Here is a 21772-nt window from a genome sequence, read left to right as displayed (position 1 = left end):
CATACGGGCCATGTCGAAGGGCGTGGGAGTGATCCTCAGGGGGCGGGCCGCGGAGCGGCGGCGGCTCGAAGGACTGGTCGCCGAGGTGCGCGGGGGACTGAGCGGGGCGGTGCTGCTGCGCGGTGACGCGGGCATCGGCAAGACGGCACTGCTCGACCACGCGGTGGCCCAGGCGGCGGATCTGCGGGTGCTGCGGGTCGCGGGGGTGGAGGCGGAGTCCGGGTTCCCGTTCGCCGCGCTGCACCGGCTGCTGGTGCCGGTGCTGGACGGGCTGAAGGAGCCGGGTGCGCTGTCGGCGCCGCAGCACGCGGCGCTGCGGGTCGCCTGCGGGCTGGACGACGGGCCGCCCGCCGACCGGTTCCTGGTGGGGCTTGCCACGCTGACCCTGCTGGCGGAGACCGCCCGGGAACGGCCGGTGCTGGTGTGCGCGGACGACGCGCAGTGGGTGGACGAGGAGTCCCTGGGCGTGCTGGCCTTCGTGGCGCGCCGGGTACACGCGGAGGGCGTCGGGCTGCTGTTCGCGGCGCGGACCGGGTTCGAGGTGCCCGCCGGTGTCCCGGTGGCCGAGGTCAGCGGTCTGGAGGAGCCGGTCGCGCTGGAGCTGCTGCGGGAGGCGGTCGCGGGTCCGCTGGACGCGCGGGTGGCGGCGCGCATCGTGGCCGCCACCGCGGGCAACCCCCTCGCGCTCGCCGACCTGGGGCAGGAGCTGTCCGCCGAGCAGTTGTCGGGTGGGCTGGCGCTGCCCGAGCCGCTGCCGGTGGGCAGCCGGCTGGAGGCGCACTACCTCCAGCGGGTGCGTGCCTTGCCCGCGCCGACGCAGGAGTGGCTGTTGCTCGCCGCCACCGAACCGGGCGGCGACCTGGCCTACATCACCCGCGCCACGCGGCTGCTCGGCTTCGGCCCCGAGGCGTCGGCGCCGGCCGAGGCCTCGGGGCTCGTGGTGCTGCGCGCGCAGGCCGGCTTCCGCCACCCCCTGGTGCGCTCCGCGGTGTACGGCGGCGCGACCAGCGTCGAGCGCAGGCGGGCGCACGGGGTGCTGGCCCGGGTCACCGACCGTCCCGCCGACAGCGACCGGCGGGCCTGGCACCGCGCCGCTGCCACGCTCGGTCCGGACGCCCGGGTCGCCGAGGAGGTGGAACGGGCGGCGGACCACGCGGGCGCCCGCGGCGGGTACGCGGGGCGGGCCGCGTTCCTGATCCGGGCGGCCGAATTGACGCCCGAGGGCGAAGTGCGGGCCGGACGGCTGCTCGCGGCGGCCGAGGCGGCACTCGCGGCCGGCGCCGCCCTGCAGGCCGAGTCCCTGCTCGACACGATCGACGTCGAGCGGCTCGGCGACGTCGGCCGTGGCCGCGCGCTGCTGGTGCGGGCCTACTCGGTGTTCATCCTGGGCGCCGCCGGATCGTTCGCCCGCGCTCCCGCCCTGTGTCTGAGCGCGGCGCAGGCCCTCGCCGAGGGCGCGCCGGACCTCGCCCGGGACGCGCTCCTGCGCGCGGTCCGCAGCCAGATCACCGCCGAGCACCTCATGGAGGACGTGACGCCGCACGACATCGCCCGCGCCATCGACGACCTGCTCCCCCGCGAGCGGCCCGCGACCGGCGTCGACCTCGTGCTGCGCGCGTGGGCCGTCATGGTCACCGACGGCTACGAGAGCGCGGTCCCCCACATGCGGCGGGCCCATGCCGTGATCCTCGACCCGGGCACGTCGGACGCGGACGTGCTGCGCGCCTATCTGCCCGTCATCACCCTGTCGATGATCCGGTGGGACGACGAGGCCCAGAGCGCGGTCATGCGACGGGCCGCGAACGCCGCCCGCTCACTCGGCGCGCTGCTGGAACTCGACACCGCGCTGTACTGCACGGTGATGCACGAGACCAACCTCGGGCAGCTGGCGACGGCCGACGAGGTGCATGCCGAGGGCAACCAGATCCGGGCGGCCGTCGGCGCCACCGACGACCTGTGGGCGATCTACCGTCATCCCGAACTGCTCGCCTGGCACGCCGAGGCGGACGGCCTCGACGCGATCCTGGACGGATCGAGGGACGCCGGGACCTGGCTCGGCGCAGGCGCGGTGGAGTCCATCGCCCGTATCGGCATGGTGATCCTGGCCCTGGGCGGCGGCGACTACGCCCGGGCCCGCTCCCTCACCCAGGAGCTCCTCGAGCAGGACCCGATCGCGTTCCACTCCCGGCTGCTCCCGCACCAGATCGAAGCGGCCGTCCGCTGCGGCGACCGTGTCCTCGCCGAGGCCTCCCTGCGCACGCTTCTCTCCCGGGCCACGGCCTCGGACACACCCTGGGCCCTGGGTCTGCTCGCCCGCTGCCGGGCCCTGCTCTCCCCCGGCGGCGATGCCGAGCCGCTCTACCAGGAGGCGGTCTCCCGGCTCTCCGGCACCCGCGCCCGCGCCGATCTCGCGGTCGCGCACCTCCACTACGGCGAGTGGCTGCGCCGCCGCAAGCGCCGCAAGGACGCCCGCGAGCAGCTGCGTACCGCCCTGTCGATGTTCGACGCGATGCGGGCCACGCGGTACGCGGCGCGCGCCGCCCAGGAGCTGGCCGCGACCGGCGAGCACCCGAACCGCGGCCCGGCCGACGCGGCCGGCGCGCTCACCCCGCAGGAACTGACCATCGCCCGCCTCGCCAAGGACGGCGCCACCAACGCCGAGATAGCCGCCCAGCTGTTCATCAGCGCCAGCACCGTCGACTACCACCTCCGCAAGATCTTCCGGAAGCTCGACGTCACCTCCCGGCGGCAGTTGGGGCGGTCGCCGGCGCTCTGACCGGGTCACGACTACGCGTTCCACGGGATACGGGGGCCGAAGCGCCCGTACGAGGATCTGTCCCGCCGGACACGTCCCGCAGACGGGAGCACCGCATGCCCTACGTCACCGCATCCGACGGAGCGGAGATCTTCTACAAGGACTGGGGCATGGGCCGCCCCGTCGTCCTCAGTCACGGCTGGCCGCTGAACTCCGACAGCTGGGAGGCCCAGCAGCTGTTCCTCGCCTCGCACGGGTTCCGGGTGATCGCGCACGACCGGCGCGGCCACGGCCGTTCCACCCAGACCTGGCACGGCAACGAGATGAACACCTACGCCGACGACCTGGCCACGCTGATCGACACCCTCGATCTGCGCGACGTCACGCTCGTCGGGTTCTCGACGGGCGGCGGCGAGGTCGCCCGGTACGTGGGCCGGCACGGCACCGCCCGGGTGGCGCAGTTGGCGCTGGTCTCCGCCGTACCGCCGTTCATGCTCCGGACCGACGACAACCCGGGCGGGGTGCCGGCGGAGGTGTTCGACGCGATCCGCGCCGGCTCGCTCGCCGACCGGTCGCAGCTGTACCGGGATCTGGCCGACGGGCCGTTCTTCGGGCACAACCGGCCCGGCGCGAACGTCTCGCAGGGTGTCCGGGACGCCTTCTGGCGGCAGGGCCTGCAGTCCGGGCACCGCAACGCCTTCGAATGCGTCGCCGCGTTCTCCGCGACCGACTTCCGCGCCGACCTGGACGCGTTCGACGTGCCGACACTGGTCGTGCACGGCGACGACGACCAGGTCGTGCCGTTCGAGGTGGGCGGGAAGGCGTCGGCGGCCCGGATCAAGACCGCGACGCTGAAGGTCTATACGGGCGCCCCGCACGGCATCACGGACACGCACAAGGACCAACTGAACGCCGATCTCCTGGACTTCCTCAACTCCTGACACCCCGTCATCCGGAAGGAACCCCTCTCGATGGTCCCCGAAGTTCCCTCCCGCCGCCGTGTGCTGGGCGGCGTGCTCGCGGCCGGCGCGGTCACCGCACTCGGTACCGCCGCCCCGGCCTCCGCCACGGGCACCGGCACCAGGCCGACCGTCGTCCTCGTGCACGGCGTCTTCGCCGACGCCTCCGGCTGGAACGCCGTCACCGCCGCCCTGCTGGACGCGGGCTACCCGGTGATCGCCCCGGCCAACCCGCTGCGCGACCTGGCGGGCGACTCGGCGTACGTCCGCAGCGTCGTCGACACGATCACCGGGCCGGTGATCCTCGTCGGCCACTCCTACGGCGGCGAGGTCATCACCAACGCCGGACGCGGGCACGCGAACGTCAAGGCGCTGGTGTACGCCGCCGCGTTCGCGCCGGACGAGGGCGAGAACGCGCTGCAACTGGCCGGGAAGTTCCCGGGCAGCCAGTTGGAGCCGGCGCTCGTCGGCCGGCCCTTCCCGGTCCCGGGCAGCACGGATCCCGGTCTGGACGCTTACATCGACCCGGCGAAGTTCCACGACGTGTTCGCGCAGGACCTGCCGAGGTCCGTGACCCGGGTCATGGCGACCGCCCAACGCCCGGGCAGCGTGGCCGGGTTGGGCTCCCCGAGCGGCGTACCGGCGTGGAAGAGCGTGCCGTCCTGGTACGTGGTCGCGACGGCCGACCGGGTGATCCCCCCGGCCGTGCAGCGGTTCATGGCCCGGCGGGCCGGCAGCCGGACCGTCGAGGTCAAGGGCGCCTCGCACGTGGTGATGATGTCGCACCCGGACGCCGTGGTCCGGCAGATCCGCGCCGCCGACCGCGCCACCCGGTGACCCTTCGACGCTCCAGGGAGGAGCAGGTATGAGCACCCCCGACACCATCGTCCTGATCCACGGATTCTGGGTGACGCCCCGCAGCTGGGAGCACTGGGTCGCCCACTACGAGAAGCGCGGCTTCCGTGTCCTGGCGCCCGCCTACCCCGGTTTCGAGGCCGAGGTCGAGTCCCTCAACGCCGACACCACACCGATCGAACAGGTCACCGTCCCGCAGATCGTCGACCGTCTGGAGTCCCTGGTCCGCGGCCTGGACAAGCCGCCGGTCCTGATCGGCCACTCGGCCGGCGGTGTCTTCGTGCAGCTGCTGCTCGACAAGGGCCTCGGCGCGGCGGGCGTGGCGGTCAACTCGGCGCCCACCGAGGGCGTCGCCGTGCTGCCGCTGACCCAGGTCAAGGCGGCCTTCCCGGTGCTGAAGAACCCGGCGAACCGGCACCGCGCGGTCGGTCTGACCTTCGAGCAGTGGCACTACGCGTTCACCAACACCTTCCCGGAGGACGAGTCCCGGGCGCTGTACGAGCGGTACGCGATCCCCGCCTCCGGGTCGATCTTCTGGGACAGCGCCCTGGCCACCCTGCGCCCCGGCCACCAGAGCACGTACGTGGACTACCACAATGACGACCGGGCGCCGCTGCTGTTCGTCTCGGGCGAGAAGGACCATCTGATGCCGCCCAAGGTGCAGCAGTCCAACGCCAAGCACTACAGGTCGAACACGGTGACCGAGGTGAAGGAGTATCCGGACCGGCCGCATCTGCTGCCGGCCGCGCCGGGCTGGGAGGAGGTCGCCGACTTCGCCCTCGACTGGGCGCTGGCGCACGCGAAGTAGGCCGTCCGTACCGACGAGGGGAAAGGGCCACCGCATGACCGAGGTGCGCGTCACTCACATCGGGGGCCCGACGGCCCTGATCGAGGCGGGCGGATGGCGGCTGCTGACCGACCCGACCTTCGATCCGCCGGGCCGCCGCTACGCCTTCGGGCTGGGCACGTCCTCGCGCAAGACAGCGGGGCCCGCCCTGTCGCCGGCCGAACTGCCGCCGGTCGACGCGGTGTTGCTCACCCATGACCACCACGCCGACAACCTGGACACGGCCGGGCGGGCGCTGCTGCCGGGCGCCGGGGTCGTCCTCACCACGCCGTCGGGGGCCCGGCGGCTCGGCGGCAACTCGCGCGGGCTCGCCCCGTGGACGTCCTGGCGTCTGGAGGCCCCCGGCCGCCCGGCGGTCGAGGTGACGGCGACCCCGGCCCGGCACGGTCCGCCCCTGTCGAAACCGCTGGTCGGCGAGGTGACCGGTTTCGCGCTGCGCTGGGAGGGCCGGCGGCACGGCGTCCTGTGGATCTCCGGCGACACCGTGCTGTTCGACGGGGTGCGCGAGGTGGGCCGCAGGCTCGACGTGGGCACGGCCCTGCTGCACCTGGGCGCGGTCGGCTTCCCGCTGACCGGCCCGGTGCGCTACACGCTCACCGCGTCCCGGGCGGTGGAGCTGTGCCGCGCGGTGCGTCCGCACACCGTGCTGCCCGTGCACTACGAGGGCTGGTCGCACTTCCAGGAGGGCAGGGACGCGATGGAGGCGGCGCTGGCGACGGCGCCCGACGGCCTGCGGGAGCGGTTCCGCTGGCTGCCGCCCGGTACGGCGACGGAGGTCACCGTCTGACTCACTCCACCAGGTCCAGCGCCCGCTCCCACCCGAACTCCTCGCCCTCCGCCCCGTCATAGGGGTACCCGAACCGCACGCCCATCCCACGCAGCCGGATCAGGCTGTCCTGGTAGGCGGGGTGGGCGGCGAGCGTGACGGACACGCAGGGCTGGACGCCGACGGGGACGCCCGTCCCGGCCACCTCGCACAGAGTGCCGAGCGCCAGGGTGTCGGCGATGCCGGCCGCCCACTTGTTGATCGTGTTGAAGGTGGCCGGGGCGACGACGACCGCGTCGGGCTCGGGGAACGGGCGCGGGTCGCCGGGGCGCCGCCAGGCGGACCGGATCGGGCGGCCGGTCTGCGCCTCGACGGCGGCGGTGTCGAAGAAGCCGTTCATGGCGTGCGGTGTCGCGATGACCCCGACGTGCCACTCCCGCTCCTGCGCGGCGCTGATCAGCTTCCCGACGCCCGAGGCGATCCCGGCGGCGCAGACGACGACGTAGAGGAAGGGCGGCTTCTCGTCCTGTTCGGTCACCCGCGCACCCTACTCAACGGGGAAGGACAGCCCTCGGTCGGCTTCGGGGCGCGGCCCGTGGATGCGGCGCTCGCTCTCGTCGATCGGCACGTCGTTGATGCCGGCCTCGCGGCGGGTCATCAGGCCGCGCTCGTCGAACTCCCACAGCTCGTTGCCGTACGAGCGCCACCACTGGCCCGCGGCGTCCCGGCACTCGTACTGGAAGCGGACGGCGATGCGGTTGCCGTCGAAGGCCCACAGGTCCTTGCGCAGGGCGTACTCGCTCTCGCGCGCCCACTTGGCGGTGAGCAGGTCGACGATCTCGGCGCGGCCGGTGACGAAGGTGTCGCGGTTGCGCCAGACGGAGTCCTCGGAGTAGGCGAGGGCGACCTTGTGGGGGTCGCGGGTGTTCCAGGCGTCCTCGGCGGCCTGGACCTTCTGGACGGCGCTCTCCCGGGTGAAGGGCGGAAGCGGCGGGCGGGTGTCGGACATGGGGTCTCCCGGACTGCTCGCGCGCGAAGCGGAGAACGTGCGTTCTCCCTGTAGTCTGAAACAGTTGAGAACGACCGTTCTCCCGTCAAGGGAGCCTCGAGGAAGGGTGGTGCGTCCATGGACCGCGCGACAGCCCGTGAGCAGGCGCTCGACGCCGCCGAGAAACTGTTCTACGGGCGGGGCGTCCAGTCCGTGGGGATGGACGACGTACGGGGCGCCTCGGGCGTCTCGCTCAAGCGGCTGTACCAGCTCTTCCCCGCGAAGGAGCAGCTGGTGGAGGCGTACCTGGAGCGGCGTGACGGGCGCTGGCGCGGCCGGCTCGCCGAGGCCGTCGCCCGGCGCGAGGACCCCCGCGAGCGGATCCTGGCCGTCTACGAGTGGCTGGAGGAGTGGTTCGCCGAACCGGACTTCCGCGGGTGCGCCTGGATCAACGCGTACGGCGAACTGGGCGCGACCTCGGAGCGCGTGGCCCGTCAGGTACGGGCGCACAAGACGGCGTTCCGGGACTACCTCACGGGTCTCGTGGCGGACGCGGGCCTGCCCGGCGCCCTCACCGGGCCGCTGTTCCTGCTGGCGGAGGGGGCGATGGTGACGGCCGGGATCAGCGGCGGCACCGCCCCGGCCGCGGAGGCGCGAGAGGCGGCGCTGCTGCTGCTGGGGGAAGGCCCGAGGGGTCAGTCCTCGTGTCCCTCCGGGGGCAGCTGGACGCCGGACCGGCAGCCGACGAAGAAGGCGTTGGGGCAGAAGGCGTCGAAGCCCAGGCCGTAGCGAGCGAAGGCTCCCCACGCCGCACGCCGGATCACGGGATACTCGGCCACCGTGAACTTGCCGCCCTCGAGGTCTTTCAGCGCCCGCAGTACCGCGTCGCGGGCGGTGAGGAAGGACGGGTTCTTGGGGGTGAGCTTCAGCGCGTCGAAGACGGCCTGCCAGGCGATCCGGTAGGCACGCTCCTTGCTGCCGATCTCCGTGCCGATCCGGCGGGTCATCTCGATGAGCGCGGCGCACCAGATCTCGCCGACGTTGTGGATCTTCGTGTAGTCGAGGCCGCCCGCCAGCTGCCCGGGGCCCTTGCCGATGTCCCCGAAGCCACCCGGGTACTGCTGGTCGTACGGCCGCTGGCGCAGACCGGTGTCGTTGGCGAACACCCAGTTGCCGACGACAGTGCGTTCCCGCTCCTGGGAGAAGTTGCGGGTGGTGAGCGCGTAGAAGTCCGACCAGCCCTCCCCCATCGCCCTCGACTGGAGCTCACGCAGGCTGTTGACGTCATTCACGCCGCCGACGAGCCGGTTGGACACACCGTGCGTGAACTCGTGGAAGACGACGTCCGCGTCGTTGGCCGTGTGCCTGCCGGTGCGCCTGACCAGACCCATGTTCATCACCGCCGCCGCGCCGTCGGCGGGGCTGGTCATGTTCGCCGTGCCCTCGACCGGCCCGGGGTGGGCGAAGGCGAGGACCGGATCCGCGCCCCGGCCCAGCCCCGAGAGATTGACGGTCTGGAAGTTGCCGTGCTCCTCCGTGAAGCCGAGCATCAGGAAGAAGTCGTGCATGTAGTTGCAGAAGAAGAAGATGTTGGTGACGAACTGCTGCGGCGAGTTGGGCTCCGGTGCGAACACCCCGTTGCCCTCGGCGTCGACATCGATCTCGAAGCTCTTCTCGCTGGCCGCGTCGAAGGCCAGCACGTTGTTGCCGACCGTCGACACACGCCCGTCCTGGCGCGTGGCCCAGGGCCCGGGGAACCCGAACGGCAGTTCCGGCGGCGGTTCGACCGGATAGTCGCTCAGCGGCAGCGGGAAGGGCGCCCTGGCGAATTCGCTCTCGGCAGGGTTGCGCCGGAACACCTGCCCTTCGACCGCACGGTTCGTCAGGTCCTGGAAGTACAGGATCTGCGGAGCCGCCTTGTCCTGCGTCCCCTCGTCCGCCTCCACCAGCGCGTGGAACTGCACGGCCAGGTGGGCCCGGGAGAACGTGAACGACCAGGCGAGACGGACCGCGTCCCCCATGTAGAAGTACACCAGCCGGCCGGGGATCGCCTCGTCGAAGGCACCCTTGTCGAACGTCATCGGCTGGTCGTTGCGCGCCTGGCAGGTCAGCCGGGAGAAGCCGGCCGAGATGTCCAGGGCGGGCAGCTGATCGGTGCCGAACGGCCCTTCGAGCACGACCGGTTCGGCGGCCTTCGCGGCGGCCACGGCCAGAGCGCGCTCGGCGGGCACCGCCGGCATCGCCGAGACGTTCGCCGGCACACTCGCCGTGTCGCCGACGACCCGCTCCACCGTGCCGTCCGCACCCAGCCACACCTTGGGGGCCATGCCCCACACCTCGATGCCGTTGAGCGTCTGCTGCAGGCTGACCACGCGCGTGCCCGCGCTGGTCGCCGTCACCTTCGGATCGGCCACGAACTCGGCAGGCTCTCCGGCGGCGAAACCGATCGCTTCCACGACCGACGCGAGGTACTCCTTGGCCCGGGCGATGTAGTCGCCGTCGGTGATCTCGGCGGGTGCCCTCTCGGCGAGGGACGCGGGCGCGCCCGCCACCCGCAGTTCGGTGAGATGCCCGGTGAAGCGGTTCACCTTGTCGCGCTCGGCGATGAGGGTGTGGTCCACCGACTCCGCCACCCGGGCGGTCTCCGCGAGGAAGGCGTCGGCCCCCTCGGTCTCGGCCAGCCGGTCGTACCGCAGGTCCCGCGTGTCGATCAACTGTGTCATGACGGATGCTCCTGCCGCGGGCGAGGCCCGTCGTCGGCGGTCTTGCGGTCGTCCGGTCTACAGACCCGCGAGGGTCAGGGCGGTCGCCGTGACGGAGCGGGCGATCGTGGCCGCGAACTGTGTGCTGTGGTCCGGGTCGAGGAGGGTGTCGCGCGGCGTGTGGTACTGGCGGGTGCCCGTGCCGTCCTGGCTGCCGTCGGGGCCGAAGATGTCCTCGCAGACGGCGACGGCCGCCCATCCCCGTTCATGGAAGCTCGTGTGGTCGCTGCGGCCCAGGGCGGGGTCGTCGCGGCCCGTGAGGCGCTGAACCGTCACGTCGGGGTCGACGGCCGGGACGATGTGCGCGACGAGGGCGCTCAGCGCGTCGGACGCGCCCACGACCGGTCCCGTCACCTTGGAGCCGGCGTGGATCTCGACGGTGGGCGTGCTGCCGGGCTGAAGGCCCGCGATCATGTCCATCTGGAAGACACCGGCGATGCGCTCCCCCGCCGCGGCGGCGGCCCGCGCGTAGAACTTGCTGCCGACCAGGCCCTGTTCCTCCGCGTTGAAGAGCACGAAACGCACGGTACGGGTCGGCGTGCGGCCCGCCTTGAGCAGTGCGTGCAGGCACTCGGCGGCGGCCATGACGGCGGCGGTGCCGCTGCCGTCGTCGTCGGCGCCCGGCGCGGGGTCGAGGGCGGGATCGTAGGGGCGCGGGTCGCCGTTCGCGTCGACGAAGAAACCGCTGGCCGCGGTGGAGTCCAGATGCGCGGTGATGAGCACGGCGGAGTCCGCGCCGTCGACCCGGTGCTCCGCCTCCACGTTGAACAGCCGATGTCCGTTCCACGGGAACCGGTGCAGTCGCACCGTCAGTCCGAGGTCGTGGAATCGACGGGCCAGGGCCTCGACGACCCTCGGGTTGTCCTCCGCGGCCGCGTCCCGGCTGGTGACCAGCCGCGTCTCGGTCTCCGTGAGCGGCTCGACGCCGGAGATGCGCGCCACATGGCCGCGCAGCACCTCGGAGGTCACGGCCGCGCGCACCGCGGCGAGCGTCTGCGGGGAGGGTTGGCCGTCGCCGGACGCCGCGGCCGCCGGGCCGGACCCCGGGCCTTGCGCCGGACCGGCGACCAGTGCCTGCGCCCAGGCCTCGCCGGGGCGGGAGAGCAGCGTCGGGTCCGGCAGCAGCCGTTCGGTGTGTCCGGGCTTGGCACCCGGCAGGTGCACGTCCTCGATCGGGACCCCGGCGGGTGCGGCGACGTAGACGCCGCCCGGCGCGGGCCCCAGCGGGACGAGCGGCGCGTTCGTGGTTCCCGCCAGCGCCTCGGCGACCCGGTCGAAGGCCGCCGTGGCGCGCGCGGTCGACCCGTCCGGGGTGTCCGCTTCGTCCGGGGCGTCCGCGAGGCCATGGGCGGGTGTGCGGGGGTGGTGGTCGCGGATCAGGAAGACACCCGTGGCGTCGACCGGTCCCCGCAAGTCCACCGTGAACCCGGCCTGTTCGAGCGCCTGGACGCCCCCCGTGGTCGCCATGGCCAGCACGAGCCGCTCCGAGGCGACGTGCAGCGGAACGGCCTCCGCCTGGTTCACGACGGTCTCCAGCCGGGGCAGTCCCAGAGGCTCCGGCAGCTCGATCCGTACGAAGAGGACGGGACGGTTCTCCACGGCGGCGCGCGTGAACACGGGGTGGGGCGCGGTGCGCAGCCCGGCTTCCGCGGCGAACGCGCGCTCCCGGGGATCCTCTCCCACGAAGACGCACTCGCCGGCCGGTACCGCCGGTGTTCCCTCGACCGCCGTGCCGGCGACGGCGTCCTGGAAGATCCGGGGGCTGTCCTTGGGCCCCCAGTGCACGAGCTCGCCGTCCGTGAACCGGCCGGGGAACGCCGCGTGCAGGGCCGTCGCGGCCCGCTCGACGTCGCCCTCGTTCGGGCCGGGGTTGGAGACGATGCCCTTGCGGACGTCACGGAAGTCGTCGAGCACCGCGAGGACGCGCGGGCGGGGCGTGAACGTCAGCGAACCGTTCGCCTCACGCCGGGTGTCCGCCAACGTCGCCCCGATGTCGAAGAAGAGCACGGGCATGGCATGCCTCCCGTGTGTGGACCAGCCCCGGTTGCGACACGTGACCGATCGGCGATGGCCGGAGGCGCGACGGCCGGGCGAGAGGAACCGGAGCCGGAAGAGCGGCTGTCGCGCTCACCGCGGAAAGGGCTCGGTCGTCCGGGAGGTCTCGGGCCGACGGCCGCACGCCGCTGCGTACCGCGCGTGCGCCGGTCCGGGAGCGGGTTCCCGACCACTCCATCGTCCGCCCTGGACCGCGTTCGCGCATCCCGGACGGCGAGTGAATGCCGTTCACATGCGTACAGTTGAAGGGGATACGGGGCGGGGTGCGGGCGCCGTCCGCCCGTGCGTGACCACCGGCGGCGCGCGGTCCGGTGGGCCATGTGCAGTAGTCCGGGAGGCAGACGGGATCCGGGGTCCTGAGGCTTGACCTTCGGTAGCGTCCGTCCGTTCTCGGGAGCCTCGATGCCTCTGCCCTGCGCACCGCCCCGCTCGTCCCCGTTCCGGCCGGGTCTGCGGGCGCTGTCCGTGGTCACCCTCTGTCTGGGTGCGCTGGTCCCGGCGGTCGTGTCCGGTGAGGCCGGCGCGGCCTCCGGGCCCGTGGACGACCGCGCGTTGCAGCGCCGGCTCCAGGAGTTCGTGAACGCGCCGGGCGGTCCGCCCGGTGCCATCGCCGTGCTGCGGCGGGACCAGGAGAGCCAGGTCGTCCGGGCCGGGGTCGCCGAGGTCGGCTCGGGGCGCAAGCCCCGCCAGAACGACCACATGCGGATCGCGAGCACGGCCAAGGCATTCAGCGGGGCGGTGGCGCTGTCCCTGGTCGACCGGCACAAGCTGCGGCTGGACGACACCCTGCGCAAGCGGCTCCCGCAGCTGCCCGCCGCCTGGGGGGCGGTGACACTGCGGCAGCTGCTCAATCACACGAGCGGACTGCCGGACTACACCGAGGACGAGGCGTTCCGCGAGATCCTGGTGCTCGACCCGCACCACGACTTCAACTCCCGTGGCCTGCTCGACTACGTGGCCGACAAGCCCCTGCGCTTCCGGCCGGGCAGCCAGTACCGGTACTCCAACTCCGACAACATCGCCGTCGCGCTGATGACGGAGGCGGTCACCGGCACTCCGTACGAGGAGCTGCTGCGCAAGCTCGTGTACAAGCCCCTCGGCCTGCGCAGCACGACCCTTCCGCAGGGCTTCCGGATGCCCGTGCCCTACCTCCACGGGTACTTCGTGGGCCCGTCCGGCCCGGAGGACGTCAGCGAGGCCCTCGGCGCCTCCGGTGTCTGGGCGTCCGGCGGGATCATCTCCACGCCCGCCGACCTGACCCGGTTCGTCCGCGGCTACGCCGGGGGGACGCTCTACGGCAAGGCCGTCGTACGGGAGCAGCGGCGGTGGCGGGCCGGGGCGTCCGAGCCGGCCGGTCCGGGACACAACACCACCGGGCTGGGCATCTTCCGGTACGCGACGCGCTGCGGGGTCGTCCTCGGGCACACCGGCAACTTCCCCGGGTACACCCAGCTGATGGCCGCCACCCCGGACGGCCGCCGCTCGCTGACGTTCTCCGTCACCTCCCAGATCAACAGCACCACGGACCCGGCGCGGCTGGAACGGCTGCGAGCCCTCCAGGAGGACTTCGTCTGCGCGCTGCTGCGCGGCAAGGACTGAGCCGGCTGCCGGGCAGCCCGAGCGGAAAACCGGTTGCCGGGGGCCGGTCCCCACCCGCAGGATCCGGCCATGCAGACGAACGATGCCCTCCTGCCGCTGACGACCGCCGCCGCCCTTCCCGCGCGGGTCCAGCAGCAGCCCGGCCGTCCGCGGAGGCCCGATTCCGCGCGTCCGTGACGGCCGCGCTCGTCGCGGGCCTGGTCGCGGGCTACGGCATCGCCGTGCCCGTCGGCGCCGTCGCGACCTATCTCGTCTCCCTGACCGCCCGGACCTCCCTGCGCACCGGTGTGTGCGCCGCCCTCGGCGTGGCCACCGCCGACGGGCTCTACGCCCTGCTGGCCACGGTCGGCGGCTCCGCCGTCGCCGCCGCGCTGAGGCCGGTGCTGGTGCCGCTGCGCTGGGCCTCGGCCCTGGTCCTGCTGGCCCTGGCCGCATGGGGCGCGCTGACGGCCGTACGCCGGTACCGGGCGCGGCATCTGGCCGTCCGGTCCGGGCCGCCTCCGCCGACCCCCTGGCGGGCCTATCTGAGTCTGCTCGGCATCACCCTGCTCAATCCGGCCACCGTGGTCTACTTCGCCGCCCTGGTCCTGGGCAGCGGCGCCTCCGACGCCGTACGGCCCCTGGAACAGGGGGTGTTCGTGCTGGCGGCGTTCGCCGCGTCCGCGAGCTGGCAGGTGCTGGTCGCCGGGGGCGGTGCGCTGCTGGGCCGGGTGCTGACCGGTCACCGGGGGCGGCTGGTGACGGCGCTGGTGTCGAGCGCGGTGATGACCGTGCTGGCGGCAGGAATGCTGGGGTAGCCCCGCCGCCGGGACGGTCCCGGGTCGTGTCCTAGACGGTGAACGCGTCGGCCACCGCCAGGCTGTCCTCGTACACGTGGTGGCGGACGAGGTGTCCGTCCGCGACGGTGAGGTGCAGGGCGAACCGGGCCCGGTACGGGCGTCCGGTCGGGGCGGCCGTCTGCCGGATCTCGCCCAGCACCACCGCGTCGGCGCCGTCGACGAGGATCCGCTCGACCCGGGTGCCGGCCTCACCCGGCAGATGATGGGCGGCCAGTTCCCGGTAGTGGGCGGCCGCGTCGGCACGGGTCGCGCGGGGGCGGATCCAGGGTGTGGCGGGGCGGCCGTGCTCGCCCTCGGGCCAGCTCAGCTTCCAGTCGGCGCCGTCGGCGTACAGCTCCGCGATCCGCTCGGGGTCGCCCTCGGAGATCCTGACCAGCAGCTCCTCGACGACGGAGCGGGTGGTGGCCGGGTCGGCGGGTGGGGAGGCGGGTGTCTTCGTCATGCCCCGACTGTGCCGCGGGGACCCGGCGCGTGGCGATTACCCGCGGGGTAAGGGCGCGAAAGGCGCGACAGGACACCCGGCCGATGCGGATGAATCCCGGACGCGCCGTTGTTGAACCAGGCAACCAGTCGGACCGACGACGCGACGAAGAGGACGGATTGCCATGCCGCTCGAAGGCGAGTACGAACCCAGCCCGACCCAGTGGGTACGCGAGCAGGTGGAGCTGTACGAGAGCTCCGGCGGCACCAAGGGGACCACGCTGATGGAGACGGGTCTGCCCGTCATCCTGCTGACCACCCGGGGCGCGCGCAGCGGGAAGATACGCAAGACGCCGCTGATGCGGGTCGAGCACGACGGGCGGTACGCCGTGGTCGCCTCCCTGGGCGGGGCGCCCCAGCACCCGGTCTGGTACCACAACATCAAGGCCGACCCGCGGGTCGAGCTCCAGGACGGGCCGCAGAAGCAGGACATGACGGCCCGTGAGGTCACCGGTGCGGAGAAGGCCGAGTGGTGGGAGCGTGCCGTCGCCGCGTACCCGCCCTACGCCGAGTACCAGGAGAAGACGGACCGGGAGATACCGGTCTTCGTCCTGGCGCCCGACGCCGGCTGACCTGGGCGGACGGCACCCCGCGGAAAGTTCGTAGAAAAATCTGTCGCGGTCCACGCATGAACGGTCCGGGACCGGGCACCGGAGAGTCAGGCCCCGCCGCGCTCCCCCGTCGCGGCGGGGCTCTCCCATGCCTGCGGGGATCACCCCGTGCCGTCCGCGGAAATCGGGGAACGCGGTGAGAAGGACGCGAGGCGGGCGAGCGGCGGGAGGAGCCATGGGCGGCGAAAGCGGGGGCGGCCGTGGTGGCGACGGAAGCGGGGGCGGCGGGGGCAACAGGGCGTACGGGCACACACGGTTCACGCGGTCCCGGAGCCACTTCACGGACCGGATCACGGCGGACGGGCGGGACGGCTGGCCGGTGGAGGCCGGCCGCTACCGGCTGGTGGTCAGCCGCGCCTGTCCGTGGGCGAGCCGGGCGGTGATCTCGCGGCGGCTGCTCGGGCTGGAGGACGCGCTGTCGATGGCGGTCGCCGACCCGATCCAGGACGACCGCAGCTGGCGCTTCACCCTCGATCCGGACGGCCGCGACCCGGTCCTCGGCATCCGCTACCTCGGCGAGGCGTACGACCGGCGGGAGACCGATCCCCCGGGCGGGATCAGCGTCCCGGCGGTCGTGGACGTGCCCAGCGGGAAGCTGGTGACGAACGACTACCAGCGGATCACCCTCGACCTCGCCACCGAGTGGACGGCCCTGCACCGGCCCGGGGCGCCGGACCTCTACCCGGAGCGGTTGCGGGACGAGATCGACGCGGTCATGGCCGAGGTGTACGAGGACGTGAACAACGGGGTGTACCGGGCCGGCTTCGCGAGCACGCAGGACGGGTACGAGGCGGCCTGCGCGGGTGTCTTCCGGCGGCTGGAGCTGCTCGCGTCCCGGCTCGCCCGGCAGCGGTACCTGGTGGGCGACACGATCACCGAGGCGGACATCCGGCTGTTCACCACGCTGGTCCGGTTCGACGCGGTGTACCACGGTCACTTCAAGTGCAACCGGTGGAAACTGGTGGAGAACGAGGTTCTGTGGGCGTACGCGCGGGATCTCTATCAGACGCCGGGCTTCGGTGACACCGTCGACTTCGACCACGTCAAGCGGCACTACTACCAGGTCCACACCGGAATCAACCCGACCCGGATCGTCCCGCTCGGCCCGGACCTGTCCGGCTGGCTCGCCTCGCACCGGCGGGAGGAGCTGGGCGGCCGCCCGTTCGGGGACGGGACGCCGCCGGGACCGGTCCGCGCGGACGAGGAGGTCCCGGCACGGGGCCGCCCCTGACCAGTGAGGAGAGCCACGTGGCCAAGAAGAAGCACACGAAGAGGAAGCTTCCGCTGATCTACCAGCCCGTCGGATTCGTCTTCGGCTGGGCGAGCGGCGCCCTCGCGGGCTACGCCTTCCGTACGGCGTGGAAGGCGCTCCGCCACGAGGACGACGCTCCCGACGCCCTGGACCGCGACCGCGGCTGGGGCGAGGTCATCCTCGCCGCGGCGGTCCAGGGCGCCATCTTCGCTGCGGCCCGCAGCGCCGCCGACCGCACCGGCGCGATGGCCATCGAACGGCACACGGGGGTGTGGCCGGCGAAGGAGAAGGGCGGCCGCGACTGACGCCACCGGGAGCCGCGGCGGCGTCGGCATCGCGCCGTCAGGCCGTCCGCGTGCCGTCGAGGCCCCGGATCTCCGGGATGTCGCCTCCTGCCGGGGTTCGCGGTCACCCCGGCTTCAGTCGGCGACCAGCCACTGCCCGTCCCGCATCAGCTCGCGCCCCGGGATCTCGGCGCGGGCCCGCCAGGCCTGGACCCGGAGCGGGAGGACGCGGAAGTACAGATAGGGCTCGGGGAGTTCACGGGGGTCGAAGCCGGTCTTGCCCGCGAAGATCTCGGCGTCCTCCTCCGGCAGTTCGGCGGGCGGGACGGCCACGGCGGTGCCCTCGATCATGACGACGTCGGTGGTCGGGCCGATGCCGAGGCGGACGGCGCCGCCGGCCAGGAGGTTGCGGCCGGTGGGACTGTCGGCCGGGGTCGCCATCAGGAGGGTCGCGCCGTCCCAGACGAAGGAGAGCGGGACGAGCCAGGGCGTGGCGCCGTCGGCGCCGTCCGCGACGCCCGCGGCGGCCGTGGCGACCCACGCGTCCTCGTCGTGTTCGAGCCGGTGGAGCGTGTCGTTCTTGCGCTGCCGCGCGGGGCGGGCCGGTGCTCGGGTCATGGTTCCAGTGTGGCCGTCAGCCGCCGGTCCGCCCCTTGATCTCCGCCAGCCGGGCGGCGGCCGCGTCGAGCAGCAGGTCCAGCGCGGCCGGGTAGGAGCTGTGCCGCATGGACTCCCGCAGATACCGGGCGGTCGCCGCGACATGCGGGTGGGTGGTGGCGGGCAGCCGCCCGTACGTCGTCCGCCACACCTCCGCCTCCGCCTCCCGTGCCTGAAGGGGCAGCGCGAGGTTCGCGGAGTCCAGCGCGCCGAAGGCGAGGCTCTGGTCGATGAACGCGTGGTAGATCCGCACCGCCTCCGCGTCGGGGAAGCCGCCGTCGCGCAGGACGCCGAGGCCGCTCTCCACCGCCTGGATCTCGTGCACCCGCCCGGTCACCCGGTAGGCGCTGAGGGTGGCCGCCCTGGGGTGCGCGAGGGCGCCCGCGTGCATCCTGAGGCCGAGATCTCGCAGGTCGGCCCGCCAGTCGCCGGTGGGCCGCCAGGCGCGCAGGGTACGGCCGATCAGCTCGTCGGCGATGGCCAGCAGCAGGTCGTCGGTGTGTCGGAAGTACCGGTAGAGGCTGCTGGGGTCGGCGCCCAGGGCCCGCCCGAGCCGGCGCACGGAGAGGGCCTCGGCCCCGTGCTCCTCGATCAGCCGCAGCGCCGTCTCGACGATCAGCTCCTCGGACAGCACGACGCCCTGTTTGGTGGGCCGTCTGCGCCGGCGGGCGTCGGACGGTACGACACGCTCGGTCATGGGACCCCTCCGGTGCCTGGTCTGGCGTGTGGGCCGCACCTTATGACAACACCGTTGACCTGTTAAGTCCCCGGCCGGTTTCATCTCCGTTCACCGGGGCCGTCCAGGCCCCCCGGCGCGAGCGGAGTGCTGGCCATGACCGACAAGCCCTACGGTGTCGACCCTCCCGCGCGGCCCGCGCTGCGCAGGTCCCTCGGTGTGCTCGACGGGATCGCCATCGCCGCCTCCAGTACGGCGGCCACCACCAGCATCGGCATCGGCCTCGGTGTCACGGCCGGTGTGGTCGGACTGCACCTGCCCGCGATCATGCTGCTGGCGTTCCTGCCGGTGCTGGGCATCGCGGGCGCCTACTCCCGGCTCAACCGCGTCGAGCCGAACGCCGGCAACGGCTATGTCTGGGTGGGCCGTTCGCTCACCCCGTGGCTCGGGTTCATGGTGGGCTGGGTGAACATGGTGGCGGTGATCGCGTTTCTCGCGTACACCACGGCGGTGACCGGTTCGGCGCTGATCCAGCTGGCCGGGGACGCCGGGATCCACACGGTCGGCGGGCTCGCGCTCGACGCGGGGTCCACGGCCCAGACCACACTGCTGGGCCTGGGCGTCCTGGTGGCGGTCACGCTGACCGCCGTCACCGGTATCCGCACCGCGGCCCGGCTCCAGACCGGGCTGCTGGTCTTCGAGTACGTCGTGCTGCTGGGCTTCTGCGGCTACGGCATCGTGACCGGCCCGCACGCCTTCAGGTGGAGCTGGTTCGACCCGTTCGCCGTGCCGTCGGCGACCGCGCTGGCACAGGGCCTGCTGCTGTCGGTGTTCTGCTACTGGGGTTTCGAGGCCGCGTTCAGCGTCACCGAGGAGGTCCGCGATCCGCGCGACGCCTCCCGGGCCGGCCTGATCACCCTGGTGACGATGCTGCTGCTGTTCCTGCTCGGCTCGGTCGCCTTCCAGCGGGTGCTGTCCGAGGAGGAGCTGGCCGAGAACGGCGCCCAGGGACTCGCGTACTTCGGCGACCGGCTGGCCTCGCAGCCGCTGGCCGCGCTGCCGCTGGTGGCGCTGATGTTCTCGGCGGTCGCCTCGCTCCAGGCGGGGGTGATCCCGACGGCCCGGGGGATGTTCGCGATGAGCCGGGACCGTACGCTCGGTCCGGTCTGGTCGAGGGTCAGCCCGCGCTACGGCACTCCGGCCGCCGGGACCATGCTGATCGGGGTGCTGGCCGCGGCGGTGGCCGCGCTGGCCCTGGTGATCCCGCGCCTGGCCGACATGATCATGGCGACGGTGAACGCCGTCGGTATCGTCGTCGCCCTGTCCTACGCGCTCACCGCGCTCGCGGCGGCCGTGCGCTTCCGGGCCCTGCTGCGGGAGGACTGGCGGCAGGGCGTGCGCGCGGTGGTGCTGCCCGCGCTGAGCGCCGCCGCGCTGCTGGGCCTCGGCGGCTATCTCGGCTGGTCCTTCTACACCTCCGCCGACCATCTCGAACTCAGCGCGGACAACGGCTGGTTCCTGCTGCTCACTCCCCTGGTGATGATCGCGTCCGGTGTCGTGGCCGCGGCCTGGGCCAAGTGGGTGCGCAGATCCCCGTACTTCCGCACGGGCGCCGGCACCGACGCCGACGCGCCCGAACTGCTCGCCACCCACTGACCCCCTGCCAGGAAACGGACCATGCACGCAGACCTCCTGTTCATCAACGGCCCCGTCCTCACTCCCCACGCCCCGGCGACCGCCGTGGCCGTCACCGGCGGCCGGATCACGGCCGTCGGCGGCGACGAGCTGCGCGCGCTGGCCGGGCCGCGCACCGAGGTCGTGGACCTCGCCGGACGGCTGCTGCTGCCGGGCTTCCAGGACGCGCACGTCCATCCGGTGCCGGCCGGACTCGAACTGACCCAGTGCGATCTGACGGGGGCCAGGACGGCCGAGGAGACCCTGGCCGCCGTCCGCGCCTACGCCGACGCGCACCCCGGGCGGGAGTGGATCACCGGCGGCGGCTGGTCGATGGAGGCATTCGCGGGCGGTACACCGACCAAGGAACTCCTCGACACCGTCGTGCCCGACCGGCCGGTCTATCTGCCCAACCGCGACCACCACGGCGCCTGGGTCAACAGCCGGGCGCTGGACCTCGCCGGGATCACCCGGGACACCCCCGACCCGGCCGACGGGCGCATCGAACGCACCCCGTCCGGGGAGCCGGCCGGGACGCTCCAGGAGGGGGCGATGCAGCTGGTCGGCCGGATCACCCCGCCCGCCACCGCGGCCGACCGGCTGGCCGCCCTGCTGCACGCCCAGCGTCGGCTGCACGCGCTCGGCGTCACGGCCTGGCAGGACGCGCTCGTCGGGACCTTCCCCGGCATGCCCGACCCGTCGGACGCGTACCTCACGGCCGCCTGGGACGGTTCGCTGACCGCCCGGGTCGTCGGCGCCCTGTGGTGGGACCGGGCGCGCGGGGCCGAACAGATCCCGGAACTCGTGGAGCGGCGCGCGGAGTCGGGCCACGGCCGGTTCCGGGCGGACAGCGTGAAGCTGATGCTGGACGGCGTCGCCGAGAACGGCACGGCCGCACTGCTCGACCCGTACCTCGACAAGTGCGGCTGCGCCACGGCCAACCGGGGCACCAGCTTCCTCGACCCGGCCCAACTTCCCAACTACATCACCGAGTTGGACGCACTCGGCTTCCAGTGCCACTTCCACGCCCTGGGCGACCGGGCGGTACGCGACGCGCTGGACGCCGTCGAGGCGGCGCGGGCCGCGAACGGGCCGAGCGACACCCGGCCGCATCTCGCGCACCTCCAGGTCGTGCACCCCGACGACGTGCCGCGGTTCGCCGCGCTCGGGGCGACAGCGAACATCCAGCCGCTGTGGGCGGCGCACGAGCCCCAGATGGACGAGCTGACGATCCCCTTCCTCGGGGCCGAACGGGCCGGGTGGCAGTACCCGTTCGGCGCGCTGCTGCGCTCGGGGGCCCGGCTCGCGGCGGGCAGCGACTGGCCGGTCAGCAGCCCGGACCCGCTCCAGGGGATCCATGTCGCCGTCAACCGGGTCGAACCCGGGGGCTCCCGGCCGGTGTTCCTGCCGGACGAGCGGATCTCCCTCACGCAGGCGCTGACGGCGTACACGGCGGGTTCGGCGTACGTGAACCGGCTCGACGACACCGGCGAGGTGCGGGCGGGGGCGCTCGCCGACCTCGTCGTCCTGGACCGCGACCCGTTCGCGGGACCGCCGGAGGACATAGCGGAGACGGGCGTGGCCCTGACGTACGTGGGCGGCAAGCGGGTGTACACGGCGCCGGACGCCTGAGCGGGCCCTTGTCCGCCGGTGACAAACGGGGGCCCGGCGGCTGTCCGGCGGTGATGAGCCCCCGCGTGTTACCGACGGGTA

Annotated in this window: 19 protein-coding genes and 1 pseudogene; 13 read left to right on the top strand and 7 right to left on the bottom strand. The window is 73.3% G+C overall.

Translation table 11 applies throughout. From position 1 onward, the window contains the following. Window positions 1-10: 10 nt before the first annotated feature. From ACZ6D7_RS33200 to ACZ6D7_RS33180, 5 genes are all read left to right on the top strand, one after another. Window positions 11-2776 (top strand): ATP-binding protein, encoded by a 2766-nt coding sequence (locus tag ACZ6D7_RS33200; protein WP_469498960.1) that lies wholly within the window; start codon window positions 11-13, stop codon window positions 2774-2776. A 95-nt stretch (window positions 2777-2871) separates the two neighbouring features. Further along, on the top strand, window positions 2872-3696 hold the full coding sequence (locus ACZ6D7_RS33195; RefSeq protein ID WP_469498958.1) for an alpha/beta fold hydrolase: 825 nt from the start codon (window positions 2872-2874) through the stop codon (window positions 3694-3696). Between the two features lie 30 nt (window positions 3697-3726). Further along, window positions 3727-4551, top strand: a complete 825-nt coding sequence (locus ACZ6D7_RS33190) for an alpha/beta fold hydrolase (protein WP_469498955.1) — start codon at window positions 3727-3729, stop codon at window positions 4549-4551. 28 nt (window positions 4552-4579) lie between these two features. Next, complete coding sequence (locus ACZ6D7_RS33185) at window positions 4580-5377, top strand: alpha/beta hydrolase (protein ID WP_469498952.1); 798 nt, start codon at window positions 4580-4582, stop codon at window positions 5375-5377. Window positions 5378-5411: 34 nt separating this feature from the next. Continuing rightward, a complete protein-coding gene (locus tag ACZ6D7_RS33180) occupies window positions 5412-6203 on the top strand; it encodes an MBL fold metallo-hydrolase (RefSeq protein ID WP_469498949.1) in 792 nt (263 codons plus the stop codon). 1 nt (window position 6204) lies between these two features. Here the strand turns inward: ACZ6D7_RS33180 and ACZ6D7_RS33175 are convergent, their stop codons facing one another. Together ACZ6D7_RS33175 and ACZ6D7_RS33170 are read right to left on the bottom strand one after the other, a co-directional pair. Then, window positions 6205-6720, bottom strand: coding sequence for a flavoprotein (locus ACZ6D7_RS33175; protein WP_469498946.1), 516 nt, complete (start codon window positions 6718-6720; stop codon window positions 6205-6207). Between the two features lie 9 nt (window positions 6721-6729). Next, window positions 6730-7191: a nuclear transport factor 2 family protein gene (locus ACZ6D7_RS33170; RefSeq protein ID WP_469498941.1), complete on the bottom strand. Its 462-nt coding sequence runs from the start codon at window positions 7189-7191 to the stop codon at window positions 6730-6732. Between the two features lie 117 nt (window positions 7192-7308). Between ACZ6D7_RS33170 and ACZ6D7_RS33165 the strand changes: the two are divergent. After that, window positions 7309-7848, top strand: a pseudogene (locus tag ACZ6D7_RS33165) (TetR/AcrR family transcriptional regulator); the annotation flags it as partial. Window positions 7849-7865: 17 nt separating this feature from the next. Here ACZ6D7_RS33165 and ACZ6D7_RS33160 read toward each other — a convergent pair. Together ACZ6D7_RS33160 and ACZ6D7_RS33155 are read right to left on the bottom strand one after the other, a co-directional pair. Beyond that, a complete protein-coding gene (locus ACZ6D7_RS33160; protein ID WP_469498938.1) occupies window positions 7866-9893 on the bottom strand; it encodes a M36 family metallopeptidase in 2028 nt (675 codons plus the stop codon). 57 nt (window positions 9894-9950) lie between these two features. After that, the gene (locus tag ACZ6D7_RS33155) at window positions 9951-11945 is read right to left on the bottom strand and encodes a M20/M25/M40 family metallo-hydrolase (RefSeq protein WP_469498935.1); all 1995 of its coding nucleotides are present in this window, start codon (window positions 11943-11945) and stop codon (window positions 9951-9953) included. Window positions 11946-12389: 444 nt separating this feature from the next. On the opposite strand from ACZ6D7_RS33155, the gene ACZ6D7_RS33150 reads away from it, so the two are divergent. Beyond that, window positions 12390-13586 carry a serine hydrolase domain-containing protein gene (locus ACZ6D7_RS33150; protein WP_469498932.1) on the top strand — a complete coding sequence of 399 codons (1197 nt, stop codon included), beginning with the start codon at window positions 12390-12392 and terminating at the stop codon, window positions 13584-13586. Window positions 13587-13759: 173 nt separating this feature from the next. Beyond that, entirely contained in the window at window positions 13760-14383 is a 624-nt protein-coding gene (locus tag ACZ6D7_RS33145) for a LysE/ArgO family amino acid transporter (RefSeq protein ID WP_469498929.1), read from the top strand. A gap of 31 nt (window positions 14384-14414) precedes the next feature. On the opposite strand, the gene ACZ6D7_RS33140 is transcribed toward ACZ6D7_RS33145, so the two are convergent. Beyond that, entirely contained in the window at window positions 14415-14867 is a 453-nt protein-coding gene (locus tag ACZ6D7_RS33140; protein ID WP_469498924.1) for a nuclear transport factor 2 family protein, read from the bottom strand. A gap of 163 nt (window positions 14868-15030) precedes the next feature. Between ACZ6D7_RS33140 and ACZ6D7_RS33135 the strand changes: the two genes are divergently transcribed. From ACZ6D7_RS33135 to ACZ6D7_RS33125, 3 genes are all read left to right on the top strand, one after another. After that, a complete protein-coding gene (locus ACZ6D7_RS33135; RefSeq protein WP_469498921.1) occupies window positions 15031-15477 on the top strand; it encodes a nitroreductase family deazaflavin-dependent oxidoreductase in 447 nt (148 codons plus the stop codon). Between the two features lie 214 nt (window positions 15478-15691). After that, window positions 15692-16747, top strand: a complete 1056-nt coding sequence (locus tag ACZ6D7_RS33130) for a glutathione S-transferase family protein (RefSeq protein ID WP_469498916.1) — start codon at window positions 15692-15694, stop codon at window positions 16745-16747. A gap of 17 nt (window positions 16748-16764) precedes the next feature. Further along, on the top strand, window positions 16765-17073 hold the full coding sequence (locus tag ACZ6D7_RS33125; protein WP_469498913.1) for a DUF4235 domain-containing protein: 309 nt from the start codon (window positions 16765-16767) through the stop codon (window positions 17071-17073). 114 nt (window positions 17074-17187) lie between these two features. Here the strand turns inward: ACZ6D7_RS33125 and ACZ6D7_RS33120 are convergent, their stop codons facing one another. Further along, a complete protein-coding gene (locus ACZ6D7_RS33120) occupies window positions 17188-17670 on the bottom strand; it encodes a pyridoxamine 5'-phosphate oxidase family protein (protein WP_469498910.1) in 483 nt (160 codons plus the stop codon). Window positions 17671-17686: 16 nt separating this feature from the next. Next, window positions 17687-18406 carry a TetR/AcrR family transcriptional regulator gene (locus ACZ6D7_RS33115; protein WP_469498907.1) on the bottom strand — a complete coding sequence of 240 codons (720 nt, stop codon included), beginning with the start codon at window positions 18404-18406 and terminating at the stop codon, window positions 17687-17689. A gap of 135 nt (window positions 18407-18541) precedes the next feature. Here ACZ6D7_RS33115 and ACZ6D7_RS33110 point away from each other — a divergent pair, with 135 nt between their 5' ends. Then, on the top strand, window positions 18542-20041 hold the full coding sequence (locus ACZ6D7_RS33110) for an APC family permease (protein WP_469498903.1): 1500 nt from the start codon (window positions 18542-18544) through the stop codon (window positions 20039-20041). Between the two features lie 21 nt (window positions 20042-20062). Next, window positions 20063-21691 carry an amidohydrolase gene (locus ACZ6D7_RS33105; RefSeq protein WP_469498900.1) on the top strand — a complete coding sequence of 543 codons (1629 nt, stop codon included), beginning with the start codon at window positions 20063-20065 and terminating at the stop codon, window positions 21689-21691. Window positions 21692-21772: the final 81 nt, after the last annotated feature.

Source organism: Streptomyces sp. NPDC041784 (assembly GCF_055591025.1).
Note: the sequence above shows the minus strand (reverse complement) of the source record. Positions and strands in the feature narration are given on the sequence as shown.

What these genes read in the sequence shown, in the direction of transcription:
- ACZ6D7_RS33115 (WP_469498907.1), bottom strand. Translation starts at nt 18,406, where the DNA reads ATGACCGAGCGTGTCGTACCGTCCGACGCCCGCCGGCGCAGACGGCCC.
- ACZ6D7_RS33135 (WP_469498921.1), top strand. Translation starts at nt 15,031, where the DNA reads ATGCCGCTCGAAGGCGAGTACGAACCCAGCCCGACCCAGTGGGTACGC.
- ACZ6D7_RS33105 (WP_469498900.1), top strand. Translation starts at nt 20,063, where the DNA reads ATGCACGCAGACCTCCTGTTCATCAACGGCCCCGTCCTCACTCCCCAC.
- ACZ6D7_RS33180 (WP_469498949.1), top strand. Translation starts at nt 5,412, where the DNA reads ATGACCGAGGTGCGCGTCACTCACATCGGGGGCCCGACGGCCCTGATC.
- ACZ6D7_RS33160 (WP_469498938.1), bottom strand. Translation starts at nt 9,893, where the DNA reads ATGACACAGTTGATCGACACGCGGGACCTGCGGTACGACCGGCTGGCC.
- ACZ6D7_RS33140 (WP_469498924.1), bottom strand. Translation starts at nt 14,867, where the DNA reads ATGACGAAGACACCCGCCTCCCCACCCGCCGACCCGGCCACCACCCGC.
- ACZ6D7_RS33130 (WP_469498916.1), top strand. Translation starts at nt 15,692, where the DNA reads ATGGGCGGCGAAAGCGGGGGCGGCCGTGGTGGCGACGGAAGCGGGGGC.
- ACZ6D7_RS33200 (WP_469498960.1), top strand. Translation starts at nt 11, where the DNA reads ATGTCGAAGGGCGTGGGAGTGATCCTCAGGGGGCGGGCCGCGGAGCGG.
- ACZ6D7_RS33155 (WP_469498935.1), bottom strand. Translation starts at nt 11,945, where the DNA reads ATGCCCGTGCTCTTCTTCGACATCGGGGCGACGTTGGCGGACACCCGG.
- ACZ6D7_RS33150 (WP_469498932.1), top strand. Translation starts at nt 12,390, where the DNA reads ATGCCTCTGCCCTGCGCACCGCCCCGCTCGTCCCCGTTCCGGCCGGGT.
- ACZ6D7_RS33185 (WP_469498952.1), top strand. Translation starts at nt 4,580, where the DNA reads ATGAGCACCCCCGACACCATCGTCCTGATCCACGGATTCTGGGTGACG.
- ACZ6D7_RS33195 (WP_469498958.1), top strand. Translation starts at nt 2,872, where the DNA reads ATGCCCTACGTCACCGCATCCGACGGAGCGGAGATCTTCTACAAGGAC.
- ACZ6D7_RS33190 (WP_469498955.1), top strand. Translation starts at nt 3,727, where the DNA reads ATGGTCCCCGAAGTTCCCTCCCGCCGCCGTGTGCTGGGCGGCGTGCTC.
- ACZ6D7_RS33120 (WP_469498910.1), bottom strand. Translation starts at nt 17,670, where the DNA reads ATGACCCGAGCACCGGCCCGCCCCGCGCGGCAGCGCAAGAACGACACG.
- ACZ6D7_RS33170 (WP_469498941.1), bottom strand. Translation starts at nt 7,191, where the DNA reads ATGTCCGACACCCGCCCGCCGCTTCCGCCCTTCACCCGGGAGAGCGCC.
- ACZ6D7_RS33110 (WP_469498903.1), top strand. Translation starts at nt 18,542, where the DNA reads ATGACCGACAAGCCCTACGGTGTCGACCCTCCCGCGCGGCCCGCGCTG.